13 protein-coding genes are annotated in these 12505 nt (G+C 64.3%); 1 reads left to right on the top strand and 12 read right to left on the bottom strand.

The window, feature by feature from the left end; translation table 11 throughout:
• Positions 1 to 2 precede the first annotated feature (2 nt).
• The 4 genes from G3N62_RS04830 to G3N62_RS04815 all read right to left on the bottom strand — a co-directional run bounded on the left by G3N62_RS04830 (position 3) and on the right by G3N62_RS04815 (position 4175).
• Complete coding sequence (locus tag G3N62_RS04830) at positions 3 to 917, bottom strand: ABC transporter ATP-binding protein (RefSeq protein WP_241012850.1); 915 nt, start codon at positions 915 to 917, stop codon at positions 3 to 5.
• 8 nt (positions 918 to 925) lie between these two features.
• The gene (locus G3N62_RS04825) at positions 926 to 2050 is read right to left on the bottom strand and encodes an HlyD family efflux transporter periplasmic adaptor subunit (protein WP_124669951.1); all 1125 of its coding nucleotides are present in this window, start codon (positions 2048 to 2050) and stop codon (positions 926 to 928) included.
• 629 nt (positions 2051 to 2679) lie between these two features.
• Positions 2680 to 2931: a hypothetical protein gene (locus tag G3N62_RS04820; protein ID WP_034191657.1), complete on the bottom strand. Its 252-nt coding sequence runs from the start codon at positions 2929 to 2931 to the stop codon at positions 2680 to 2682.
• A complete protein-coding gene (locus G3N62_RS04815; protein WP_124669950.1) occupies positions 2928 to 4175 on the bottom strand; it encodes an alkaline phosphatase family protein in 1248 nt (415 codons plus the stop codon). The genes G3N62_RS04820 and G3N62_RS04815 overlap by 4 nt, the downstream gene beginning before the upstream one ends.
• Positions 4176 to 4576: 401 nt before the next feature.
• Between G3N62_RS04815 and G3N62_RS04810 the strand changes: the two genes are divergently transcribed.
• Positions 4577 to 5383, top strand: coding sequence for an alpha/beta hydrolase (locus tag G3N62_RS04810; protein WP_124669949.1), 807 nt, complete (start codon positions 4577 to 4579; stop codon positions 5381 to 5383).
• 171 nt (positions 5384 to 5554) lie between these two features.
• Here the strand turns inward: G3N62_RS04810 and infA are convergent, their stop codons facing one another.
• From infA to urtC, 8 genes are all read right to left on the bottom strand, one after another.
• Entirely contained in the window at positions 5555 to 5818 is a 264-nt protein-coding gene (gene infA / locus G3N62_RS04805; RefSeq protein WP_006483034.1) for a translation initiation factor IF-1, read from the bottom strand.
• 467 nt (positions 5819 to 6285) lie between these two features.
• Positions 6286 to 6489 (bottom strand): cold-shock protein, encoded by a 204-nt coding sequence (locus tag G3N62_RS04800; RefSeq protein ID WP_006483056.1) that lies wholly within the window; start codon positions 6487 to 6489, stop codon positions 6286 to 6288.
• A 533-nt stretch (positions 6490 to 7022) separates the two neighbouring features.
• The gene (locus G3N62_RS04795) at positions 7023 to 8048 is read right to left on the bottom strand and encodes an aliphatic amidase (RefSeq protein ID WP_069704718.1); all 1026 of its coding nucleotides are present in this window, start codon (positions 8046 to 8048) and stop codon (positions 7023 to 7025) included.
• 77 nt (positions 8049 to 8125) lie between these two features.
• Complete coding sequence (locus G3N62_RS04790) at positions 8126 to 8461, bottom strand: zinc ribbon domain-containing protein (protein ID WP_124669948.1); 336 nt, start codon at positions 8459 to 8461, stop codon at positions 8126 to 8128.
• Positions 8462 to 8498: 37 nt separating this feature from the next.
• Positions 8499 to 9737, bottom strand: coding sequence for a formamidase (gene fmdA, locus G3N62_RS04785; RefSeq protein WP_124669947.1), 1239 nt, complete (start codon positions 9735 to 9737; stop codon positions 8499 to 8501).
• A 61-nt stretch (positions 9738 to 9798) separates the two neighbouring features.
• Positions 9799 to 10488, bottom strand: a complete 690-nt coding sequence (urtE, locus tag G3N62_RS04780; RefSeq protein ID WP_124669946.1) for an urea ABC transporter ATP-binding subunit UrtE — start codon at positions 10486 to 10488, stop codon at positions 9799 to 9801.
• A gap of 34 nt (positions 10489 to 10522) precedes the next feature.
• Positions 10523 to 11266 carry an urea ABC transporter ATP-binding protein UrtD gene (urtD, locus tag G3N62_RS04775; RefSeq protein WP_034191287.1) on the bottom strand — a complete coding sequence of 248 codons (744 nt, stop codon included), beginning with the start codon at positions 11264 to 11266 and terminating at the stop codon, positions 10523 to 10525.
• A 3-nt stretch (positions 11267 to 11269) separates the two neighbouring features.
• Positions 11270 to 12439 carry an urea ABC transporter permease subunit UrtC gene (gene urtC, locus G3N62_RS04770; protein ID WP_069704714.1) on the bottom strand — a complete coding sequence of 390 codons (1170 nt, stop codon included), beginning with the start codon at positions 12437 to 12439 and terminating at the stop codon, positions 11270 to 11272.
• Between the last annotated feature and the right edge of the window lie 66 nt (positions 12440 to 12505).

The raw sequence follows: 12505 nt of genomic DNA, 5'->3' as shown, positions 1-12505 counted from the left end.
GATCAGCCGGACTCCCCGGATGTGCCCTTCATCAAATGCAGGAAGACGTGCTCGATATTCGTCTCGATTCTGCGAATCTCGACACCCGCGCCGCAAACTGCTGCGAGACTCGCTCCAAGCACGGCCTCGTCACGTCCCGATACGTGCAGTGCACGACCGAATGCAATCACCTGCTCGACGCCCGGCCGGCCCTTGAGCCGGTCGTTCAGCCGGACGAGGTCGCCACCGGACACCGACCAGGTGTGGAGCGCATGCCGTCGCACGAGATCACCGGCCTCGCCGTGGGCCAGCAGCGTGCCGTACGAGATGTAGGCCAGCTTGTGGCAACGTTCGGCCTCGTCCATATAGTGCGTGCTGACAAGCACGGAAATACCGCGGGCTGCCAGACGGTGCAATTCCTCCCAGAACACCCGGCGCACGCCCGGGTCGACGCCAGCCGTCGGTTCGTCGAGCAGCAGCAGTTCGGGCGACTGCAACAGCGCAGCGGCAAGCGCCACCCGTTGCTTCCAGCCGCCCGACAATGAGCCGGTCAGCTGGTTCGAGCGCGACTCCAGGCCCATCTCGGCGAGGATCCGCGCGACGCGTTCCTTTCGCGCGTCGATCTCATACAGTCGCGCGACGAAATCGAGGTTCTCCCGCACCGTCAAGTCTTCCCAGTACGAAAAACGCTGTGTCATGTAGCCGACTCGTCGCTTGATCTCCCGGCATTCCGTCAGGATGTCGAATCCGAGGCAGGTCCCGCTGCCTGAATCCGGTGTCAGCAGTCCGCACATCATGCGCAACGAGGTCGTCTTGCCGCTGCCGTTTGGTCCGAGAAAACCGAATATCTCGCCCCGGCCGACCTGCAGGCTCAGGTTCTTGACGACGTGCCGTGTGCCGAAATGCTTGTTCAGATCGCGCACATCGATCAGCGGCATCGCATGACTCATCGCGTCACCTCGATCGGCAGGCCGGGGGGCAGGCCACGCGCGGCAACGGTATCGGGCTGCGCTTCGACGAGAAACACCAGCTTCGAGCGTGCGTCATTGCTGTAGATGACGGGCGGCGTATATTCGGCGTTCGACGCGATATGACTGATCGTCGCCGTGTAGCCGCGTTCGCAACCGTCGCATGCGATCCGCACGACACGACCGACGCGGAAATTGGCCAGGGCGGCCTCGGGCACGAAGAAGCGAACCTTCGTATTGAGATCGACCAGGATCTTCACCACCGGGTTGCCGGCGACGACCCACTCGCCCGGCGTGAAGAACGTATCGACGACGACGCCCTTGCCGGGAGCCTGCACCGACAGTTGCCGCAATTGCGTCTGCAGCCGTTCGTATTCGGCCTGCTGCGCGTCGGCGCTCTGTCGTTGCGATTGCAGTTGACCGTCGCGTGCCGGCAGGCGCGCCGTCTTCAGTTGACTGGCGACTTCGCTGACTCGTGCTTTGTCCACCCGGGCCGCCGCACGTTCGCGTTCGAGCTGATCGAGCGAGATTGCCTGTATCGCGTAGTCGGCTTCCGCGCGGACGAGCCGTTGCGCGGAAAGCGCGGCGTTCGCCCGGGTCTGTTCGAGCTGTGCGTTCACCGTATCGATTTCCGATGAACGCTTGCCCTGCTCCAGGTCGCCGAGCACGTCCAGCGACGATTGCCACTGGTGATACTGACGCTTGATTGCCTGTTCCAGGTCCGCCGCACCGATTTCGAAAACGACCGTGCCCGCTTCGACACGATCGCCGCGTGTCGCGCGCAAAGTCTTCAGATTTCCCGAATACGGTGCCGACAGATAGGAAAACTGCCCTTCGACATAACCGTGATACGTTTCCGGCGACTTTGTACAGCCCGCGGCGACGAAGCTCGCGCAAACGAAGCCGTACCCGGCCCACCTGGGCATGAGCGTGATGCGTTCCATAGGGAAGAAGCCGAATGTGGCGTGGTTGTATGCGACGACCGTCAGATGGTCGGCAAGCGACGGTCCGACTGGCATCGGCCGCCGATCCGCTTCGTATACGCGTCGAGAAACTCGGCGGCCGCCGCACGCCGGATTTCGGTCACGTATTGCGTACAGCAATGGTCTCCGTCGGCGAACAACGTCAGCTTGACGAAATACCGACAACAGCGTCTTTCGACATTAACTTTTAATACGGAGAGCGCTCCACACGAATTTAGTCAAAGTATTTTCACGAAAGAATCGATACGGCGATGAATTCTATTTTTTTGCCATCCGATTCGTCAACGCCAAATTCATCGCTTTAATTTTTAATTCTGATATTGGATCGTTATTTTTCAATTCGAAACAAACAAAATGCTAGCACCAGTACTAAGCAGGAATGCAAATACCGGAAATGCCCCGATACGCTGCATGAGCAGCGCCAACCAATATTGTGGCTAAGGGAAATCCGCATTGCCGACCGCGACACCACTGTGCCAAGAGGGGGAAAATCCGCCCATTCGACGGATGTCCTTGGCACGGGTAGTGGCCGGGCGGAGGACAAGGCCGCAACACGTCGCGCAGACAATGGCAACGTGACACGACCCAACGGTTACCGCCAGTACGCTGTCAGCCGGTCGGCGCAGGCTCGCCGAACCAACATGTGGCGGGGAAAAGTGTCGTGCCCGATTCGGGCCGTTCGAACTGGCGCACTCATCGAGCGCCGCAGCGTGACCCTTCTGCCTCTCCGTACGTCCCGCTTCCCCCGCTCAACGATGCTTCCCGCCATGCTTGCGCGCCCGATGCTCGGCACGCTTGTGCAACAGCACCGGCATCAGTTCCTCGATGTACCGCCGCGCCTGCCCGCGCGTGACGATCTCGCTGAAGCGTTGATGCGCCTGCTCCTGTCCGACGAGCGCCGCATGCGCTTTCCTCAGGATGTGCAGATACGCGATCAGGCTCGTGCCGTCGCGCACGGGTAGCGCATCGCGCGGGTCCGGAGTCGGGGCGGTGGTACTCATGTTCCGATCCTTTGCGGACAATCCGTCCGGCACGTAGGCGTCACGAGCGCCAGCAGGTCGTTGGCGAGGCGGTCGCGATCGGTCAGCGGCGCGAGGCCGAACAGCCGCTCGAGCGTCGCGGCGACCGATGCATGGTCATACGGCGTGTGATCGACGTGCCCGGCCGCGACCCACGGCGAAATCACGATCGCCGGCACGCGCACGCCGTACACGTCGAAGCCGAAGCCGCTCGCGTTCAGCGTCGCGGGCGCGCCGTCGTTCGGCGGCGGCGCGGCGCCCGGCCCGACCGAATCGTAGAAGCCGCCGTGCTCGTCGTAGACGATCACGAACAGGCTGCTGTTCCACACCGGCGAATTGCGGATCGCGTTGTACACGCGCGCGGCGAGCCGGTCGCCGCCGGCGAGACCGTCCATCGGATGCTGCGAGCTGCCGTTCTGATAGGTACCGTGCACGATGTCGCCGTAACCGGGCTCGATGAACGTATAGCGCGCCGTGTAGCCGGCCGCGAGATCGGCGTCGAAATGCGCGAGATCGTCGATGTCGAAGAAGCTGATGCCCTTCAACGACGCGACCTGCGGCACGTGGCCGAGCGGGTCGCCCGTCTGGTCCTGGTAGATGCGCCAGTTGTCGTCGCCGAGCGCGCCGAAGATCGAACCCTTCGGATACGGAAAACCGTCGAACCCGTCCCATCCCAGCATTTCCTGCTTGGTCGGCGAATGGTCGAGCCCGGCCGACGACGCGCCATGCAGGAAGAAGCGGTTCGGCCAGGTCGGCCCCGGCATCGATGCATGCCACGCATCACACAGCACGAACGCGTTCGCGAGCGCGTAAAGCGACGGCGCCTGCGTCGCGACGTCGACACCCTGCATGATCTTGCCCGCATCGACCGGCCGCGGCGGCGTGCCTTCGGAATGCGACGTCGCGTAGTTCGACACGAAACCCGAATTGGTGATGGACGGATAGGCCTGCCCTTTCACGAACGGTACGCCCGCGCCGCACAGCTGTTCGAGCACGTCGGTGAATTCGTGGCACGGATCGGTCGGCATCCGGTCGGGCGCGCCGCCGCCGAACGGATAGACCGCGCCGCCGTACGCGTTGCTGTTGCCCGGCGACGCGGCGACGATGCCGGCAATGCCCGACAGTGCAAACAGGTGATCGAAGGAACGGTTCTCGAGCATCAGCACGAACACGTGCCGGATGCGGTCCTGAACGGACGGGGATGCGGGGGCTGCGTCTGCACTCATGGCGCCTCCTGGCGTCGCGCGACGAATGTCCGGCTGGCACGATCGTCGGCCCGCTGAAAGCCACCGAAGGAATGGCAAGCCACGCGCGCGGGCCGCGAATTGCCGACGAGTGTACGGCCGCGCCGCCCCGCGCGTAAAGCATCGTGCGCACCGCCTCGCGGCATGGACGGCCCCCGGCCGCATAGGCGAGCCCGACGATATCGGTCAGTGATCGCGTCGCTGCCGTCGGACGACAACCGCCGGGCCGATGCGCAGCGCATCGAGGTGTCGGGCGGAAAGGCACGTCGGGCGTTGACTTTCGCCGATCGGCCCGATACGATCGATGCACTTTCAAGACGCCCTCCCGGTCCGCCGGGAGGGCGTTTCGTTTTGGTTCCCCAACCAGACGGAAACGACTTGAAATGAACCCCATCGACACCTCCTCCGCCCGCCCGACCGGCAACCACGACGGGCTCGGCTCCCTGCGGCATGGCGCCGGCCCCGAATGCGTGATGGTCCTGCACGACTGGCTCGGCGACCACACGAACTACACGGCAACGCTGCCGTATCTCGACGAAACAGCCTTCACGTACGTGTTCGTCGACCTGCGCGGCTACGGCGCGTCCCGCCACCTGACCGGCGCATGCACCGTCGACGAAATTTCCGCCGATTGCCTCGCGCTCGCGGATCGTCTCGGCTGGCAGCGCTTTCACGTGATCGGCCATTCGATGACCGGCATGGCGACGCAGCGGCTCGCAGCCGATGCGCCGTCACGCATCAAGAGCGCGATCGCCGTGTGTCCGGTATCGGCGGCCGGCAACCGCCTGAGCGCCGACGCGCGCGCATTCTTCGCGAGCACGACGGTCGACGACGATGCGTTTCGGCGGCTCGTGCGATTCGTGACGGGTGGATTGTCGGCGCGCTGGGCCGACCTGAAGTTGCGGCAGAACCGCGAACGCGTGGCGCCGGGTTGCCGACTCGCGTATCTCGACATGCTGACGGGCGCGGATTTCGTCGACGACATCCGCGGGCTCGACACGCGCTTTCTGGTAATCGTCGGCGACAAGGATCCGGGAATCGACGCAGCGGCGATGCAGGCGACCTTTCTCGCGTGGCACCCGGGCGCGCGGCTCGTGACGATACCGAATTGCGGGCATTACCCGATGCAGGAATGTCCGCCGTACTTCGCGATGATCGTCGAGGATTTCCTGCGGGACGCGGCCGCCTGAGCGTTGCGCACGCGCGGCGGCCGGTGAAGGCGGTGGGGACCGCCGCGGCATGACGGCGCCGCCGGCGACCGACGAACGGCATGCAACGCGTCGTTCATCCGGTGCGTCCGGCCGCGTGGCCGGACGGGTTTCGACCCGGTGCGCGAGTGGCCGCGCACCGGTCGAGGCCGCTTAACGACGCGGCTGGCCGCTTCGCGGCGGACGCGGGGAATTCGCGTCCTTGTGACGGAAGTTGATGCGGCCCTTCGTGAGGTCGTAGACCGACAGTTCCAGCGTCACGCGGTCGCCCGCGAGAATCCGGATGTGGTTCTTGCGCATGCGGCCCGACGCGTACGCGCCAACCACGACGCCGTTTTCCAGCGTCACACGGTATTTGCTGTCCGGCAGCACTTCGTCGACGATTCCGTCGAGTTCCAGCAGTTCTTCTTTTGCCAAACCAATTCCTCCAGACAAGGTGATAGACCGCGGCCGCGGCGATCTGCCCGGCGCGGCATCCCGTAACGGGACGGCCGCCGGCAGGCTGCCGGGGATCGGTTCGTTCAGACGGGCCACAGGCCTGTCTTGCGATCGGAGCCCGGCGCGTTGCGGCGTTCGGGCGGTCGGTGGCGGCGGCGGGATGAGCGCCGCGCAAGTCGGGACCGCGCCGGCTACGACATGGCGGCGGTCTGCTCAGGTTGATGCGTTGAAGCGGTGATGCGCTCGCGAAGCGGCGAGCGCTTTGCGAGGGCGTTACGTCGCACGCCGTTCAGGCATGCGAGGAGGGAGGCGTCACGACCGATGCATCGTGAATGTCGCGATGCATCGGTCGTGCGCATCGGAACGCGCCGGCGCCGCCAGGGCGGCGCCTCGCGCGAAACTCCATCCGGCAACGGCCACCGACTGGCGGCCGCTGCCGTTGCGGCTTACTGCGGCGTGATGTTCGACGCTTGCAGACCCTTCGGGCCGCGCTTCACTTCGAAGCTGACCTTCTGGCCTTCGGCCAGGGTCTTGAAACCCGTGCCGCGAATTTCCGAGAAATGGGCGAACAGATCGTCGCCGCCGTTGTCCGGGGAGATGAAACCAAAGCCCTTGGTTTCGTTGAACCACTTGACGGTACCGGTATCCACAAATACTTCCTTAATACAAATAATTGAACATGCGCCCGCGACGGGCACAGAAAGAATCAAAGAGGGAGAGACCAACGACTGCCGCACAGAGCGCGGCCAATGATGAGCAATCGAACTTCTTGAACACTTCGACCATGGACACTACGCCGTAGTGGCCATTTCGTCAAGCCATTTCGATGCAGTGCAGCATGCGATCGCCGCGTGCGCCTTGCGTGGCGGGCGTGACCGGCCGACGGCGCACATTCCGATGCGCCCCCGTTTTCGGGCGGCCTGCCCGTCTTTTTACCGCGGCTCGAACACGTGATGCGGCGCCGGCGGCTCGCCCCCGTCGCGAATCCGCGTCTCGAACGCCTTGCGCGCGACGCTCGCCGGCCGCACGTCGGCCATGTCCAGGTAGAACCGCGAGTCGGCTGCCCGTTGCCCTGCCCCGTCAGCTGCGTCGCCTGATGGTCCTCGAACAGGTTCCCGAAACAGTCGATCGGCGCACGGTGCACGGTCGCAAAGTGCGCGCACGAAGCCGGGAACGCACGCGCTCAGTCTTGATGCGGAATACCTTCGATCGGGCACTCCGGCGTGCCGGGCGTTGCGCGCGTAAGCGCTTCGACGCGGCGACGCGTGGCGTCGGGATCCGCGATCCAGTCGCGATAGAACCCGAATGGACAGTCCGCGACGCCATTCGCGCCATCGCCGGAATTGATCGTGCCGGTATAGCCGCGATGCAGCAGCTTGTACAGATGATTCTGCGACTGCATGTTACGCCGCGCGTCGCGAATCATCCCGAGCGACAGCTCCGCATACTGCACGCCCATTTCCTCCTCGCCGCATTCGCCGAGCGTGCGCCCGTCGAACCCCACGATCGCGGAATGGCCGAAGTACGAATACACACCGTCCCAGCCCGTGGCGTTGGCCACTGCCACGTAGGTATTGTTCATCCACGCCATGGCCTTCGCGACCATCACCTGCTGTTCTTTCGCCGGATACATATAGCCCTGGCAGCGCACGATCAGCTCCGCGCCGTTCATCGCGCAGTCGCGCCAGATTTCCGGATAATTTCCGTCATCGCAGATGATCAGGCTGATCTTGAGACCCTTCGGCCCGTCCGTCACATAGGTCCGGTCGCCCGGGTACCAGCCTTCGATCGGCGTCCACGGCATGATCTTGCGATACTTCTGCACGATCTCGCCGCGATTGTCGATCAACACGAGCGTGTTGTACGGTACCTTGCGCGGATGCGCCTCGTGGCGCTCGCCCGTGATCGAGAACACGCCCCACACGTTGGCCTTGCGGCACGCCGCCGCGAAGATGTCGGTCTCCTCGCCGGGGATCGTCGACGCCGTATCGAACATCTCCTGGCGGTCGTACATGATGCCGTGGGTCGAATACTCGGGGAACACCACGAGATCCATGCCTGGCAAACCCTGTTTCATGCCGACCACCATGTCGGCGATGCGGCGCGCGTTGTCGAGCACCTCCGCCTTCGTGTGCAGACGCGGCATCTTGTAGTTGACTACCGCGACACCCACACAATCGCGGCTGCTCGAAATATCACCATGTCGCATGACGCTTCCTCCTCGAACACGTTGACGCCGCGCGCGACGGCCGCTGCTTCCGGGCATCGGCTCGCGCGCGGCACACCTTAGTGGCTGATCATCCAGGGCCGTCCCGCCGGCCGCTTGAGGCCGTCCGACGCCGTGCCGGCAAGCTTCGCCGCGCCGCCCGAGCAGCAACTGCAGCCGGCGCGATGGCGCAGCGGCGGCCCGTCGTCGGACTGACGCGGCGCGTGCGCGGCACGCTCGTTGGTCGCGTGCGCGGCGCGGCGCGCCCCCGTCATCAGCGCCAGCGATGGCGCGCCGATCACGCGCCCGCCTTCCGCGCCGCACTCGGGACAACGGCACGGTTTTTCGCGATCCGCGATGCGGCGCATGACCGAGAACGGCCCGCAGCTTGCGCACTCGAAGTCGTAGATGGGCATGACAGCCTCCTTTTCCTGCGTCATTTCAGTGTGCCGCTCACGCCTTCGCGAGATCCGGCGAACACGGCAGATCCACGCCGCCCTGGATGTGCCGGATCGGGCCGTCGGCATTCGGGCGAATGTCGAAATCGAAGATCTGCGTGGGCAGCCACAAGGTCGCGCACGCGTTCGGAATATCCACCACGCCGCTGATATGCCCCTGCACCGGCGCGCAGCCGAGCAGCGAATACGCTTGCGCGCCCGAATAACCGAATTTCTTCAGATACTCGATCGCGTTCAGGCACGCCTGGCGATACGCGATGGTGACGTCGAGATAATGCTGGCCACCCTGCTCGTCGACGGAAATACCTTCGAAAATGAGGTAATCGTTATAGGTCGGCGTGATCGGGCTGGGCTGAAAGACGGGATTGCGAATCCCGTATTTCGCCATGCCGCCCTTGATGAGATTCACGCGCATGTGCACCCAGCCGGCCATTTCGATCGCGCCGCAGAACGTGATCTCGCCGTCCCCCTGGCTGAAGTGCAGGTCGCCGACCGAAAGGCCCGCGCCATCCACGTAGACCGGGAAAAACACCTTCGAGCCGCGCGACAAATCCTTGATGTCGCAATTACCGCCATGCTCGCGCGGCGGCACCGTGCGTGCGCCCTGCGCGGCGGCCTTGTCGCGCGCCTCGCCCGCGAGCTTGCCCATGTGGGCGGTGGCCGCGAACGGCGGATTCGCGAGCGGCGGCACGCGATCGGGCGCGGTGGCGATCAGGCCGGTTTCACGCGCATTCCAGGTCTCCAGCAATTTCGGATCGGGCAGGCAGCCGATCAGGCCCGGGTGAATCAGGCCCGCGAAATTCACGCCCGGAATATGGCGTGAACGCGTATAGACACCGTGAAAATCCCAGATCGATTTTTGCGCGCTGGGGAAATGATCGGTCAGAAAGCCGCCGCCGTTGGTCTTCGAAAAGAAGCCGTTGAAGCCCCACTGACTGTCGGCCTTCGCGCCGATGTCGAGCAGGTCGACCACCAGCAGGTCGCCGGGCTCGGCGCCTTGCACGCCCACCGGGCCGGAGAGAAAGTGCACGATCGACAGGTCGATGTCGCGCACGTCGTCGGCGCTGTCGTCGTTCTTGATGAAACCGCCGGTCCAGTCGTAGGTTTCGAGAATGAAGTCGTCGCCGGGCTTCACCCAGCAGGCCATCGGAATGTCGGGGTGCCAGCGGTTGTGTACCTGTTCGTTTTCGTAGGCCGACTGGTTCAGATCGACCTTGATGAGAGTCTCGGGCATGGCATTGGCTCCTGGGTTCGCGGATTGACATACGGCGCGGCGCGCGAACGCCGCGCCGCGCTCAGACGGAGAGGTATTCGCGGATGCGGTCGGTGTCGCCCGCGTCACGCGTGCTTTGGTGCACGAAGCGGCCGCCCTCGATCACGAACAGGCGGTCGGCCACGTCGAGCGCGAAGCTCAACACCTGCTCCGAGACGACGATGGCGATATTGCGGCTCGTGCGAATCTGGTTGAGCGCCCTGGCGATGTCCTTGATGACGGACGGCTGGATGCCTTCGGTCGGCTCGTCGAGCAGCAGCACTTTCGGGTCGGTTGCAAGCGCGCGCGCAATCGCGAGTTGCTGTTGCTGACCGCCAGAGAGATTGCCGCCCTTGCGCTTTCTCATGTCGAACAGCACGGGAAACAACGCGTAAAGTTCGTCGGGCACCTGCTGGCTCTGCGCGTTTTCGAGGCCCGTCCGAATGTTTTCCTCGACGCTCAGCGACGCGAAGATCTGCCGGCCTTGCGGCACGTAGCCAATGCCCTTCGACACGCGGCGGTAGCTCTCGTCCTTCGAAACGTCGGCGCCAGCCACGCGCACCGTGCCGCGATTGGCGGGCAGCATGCCGATCAGCGCCTTGAACAACGTGGTCTTGCCCATGCCGTTGCGGCCCATCACGGCCACGCTTTCGCCTTGCGCAACGGAAAAGCCGATGCCGTGCAGCACTTCGCTCTGGTCGTAGCTGACGACGAGATCGTCGACTTCCAGCATGATGTGTTCTCCGTGTTGTCGTTCGGTTGCCGACTCAGTGGCCGAGGTAGACGTCGATCACGCGCGGATCGGCCTGCACCTGCGCCATCGGCCCTTCCGCGAGGATCTTCCCCTGATGCATGACCGTGACCTTGTGCGCGATGCGCTCCACAAACGCCATGTCGTGTTCGATCACGATCATCGAGCGGTTGCGGCAAATGCGGTCGAGCAGGTCGGCGGTCAGTTCGCGCTCGCGCACGCTCATGCCGGCAATCGGCTCGTCGAGCATCAACAGTTCCGGATCCTGCATCAGCAGCATGCCGATTTCGAGCCACTGTTTCTGGCCGTGCGAAAGCAGCCCCGCTTCCAGATCGAGCGCGCCGGCGAGGCCGATTTCACTGGCCACGTCGCGCACGCGATCGGCCACTTCGGTGTCCTCCCGATAGGCGAGCGCGCCAAACACGCTGCGACCGCGCGGAAACGACACTTCGAGGTTCTGCGCCACGCTCAGGTTTTCGTAAATCGACGGCGTCTGGAACTTGCGGCCGATCCCTTGACGCACGCGGCGGAATTCCGCGAGCTTCGTGATTTCCTCGTTGCGGAACTTGATGCTGCCCGCCGTTTCCCTGGTCTTGCCGCAGATGAGATCGAGCAGCGTGGTCTTGCCCGCGCCGTTCGGGCCGATCACCACGCGCAACTCGCCGCGTTCGAGATAGAGATTGAGCGAATCGATCGCCTTGAAGCCGTCGAACGACACGGTCAGGTCTTCGATCGCGAGCAGAAAGTCGGTATTGCTCATGCTTCACGCCTCCTTGTTCGCCGCGCCGAGCAGACGTCTCACGCGCGGGCGCACATGTTCTTCGTACAGACCCGCCAGCCCGTTCGGAAACACCATCACCACGCCGATGAACATCGCCGCCATCAGATAGAGCCAGAGGTTCGGAAAGCTCTCCGAGAACCAGCTCTTGCCGAGATTGACGAGAATCGCGCCGTACACCGCGCCGACCAGCGACATGCGCCCGCCGATGGCCGCGTAGATCACCATTTCGATCGACGGCACGATGCCGACGAACGACGGCGACATGAAGCCCACCTGCAGCGTGAACATCGCGCCGCCGACGGCCGCGAGCATCGCCGCGAGACAGAACGCGAACACCTTGAACATGGCGACGTCGTAGCCCGAGAAGCGCACGCGGTCTTCCTTGTCGCGCATCGCGAGCAGCAGCGTGCCGAGCTTGCTGCGCTGAACATAGCGGCAGGCGAGCAGCGCGCCGATCAGCAGCGCGGCGTTCACGAAGTACAGGATCAGCTTCGCGTGATCGGTGCGGATGTCCCAGCCGAGCAGCGTGCGCAGGTCGGTGATGCCGTTCACGCCGCCCGTATAGCCTTGCTGGCCGATGATGAGCACCGAGAGGATCAGCGCAACCGCCTGCGTGATGATCGCGAAGTAGACGCCGCCCACGCGCCGCTTGAACATCGCGTAGCCGATCACGAACGCGAGCGCCGTCGGCACGACGAGCACCGCGAGTATCGAGAACGGCAATCCATGAAACGGCTTCCACCATGCGGGCAGCGCGGTGAGCTGGTTCCAGTCCATGAAGTCGGGAATGCCCGGCGTGGTCTGCGTGCGTGTGGCGGCCGGATCGGACGCTTCGAGCTTGAGAAACATCGCCATCGCGTAACCGCCGAGGCCGAAGAACACGCCCTGGCCGAGACTGAGCACGCCGCCGTAGCCCCACGCGATCACGAGGCCGATCGCCACGAACGCGTAGGTCAGGTACTTGCCCATCAGGTTCAGACGGAACGTGTCGAGCACGAGCGGAAACACGACCACGATGAGCAGCGCAAGCAGCACGATGCCCGCGTAGCCCGACGCGTCGAGCCGCGCCGCGCGAGCCCGCCAGCCGGCCGGCGGCGCGCCCGGGCCGGATCGCGGCGATACGCCGCCCGCCGTGGGTTGGATGGGTTCCATGTCCAACTCTCCATACGAATGAAGCTGTGAATGAGGCTTGCGCATGAACGCGCGCTGACGTGAGCC

This window comes from Burkholderia sp. Tr-20355 (assembly GCF_017104685.1).
GTDB classification, from domain to species: Bacteria; Pseudomonadota; Gammaproteobacteria; order Burkholderiales; family Burkholderiaceae; genus Burkholderia; species Burkholderia seminalis.
Note: the sequence above shows the minus strand (reverse complement) of the source record. Positions and strands in the feature narration are given on the sequence as shown.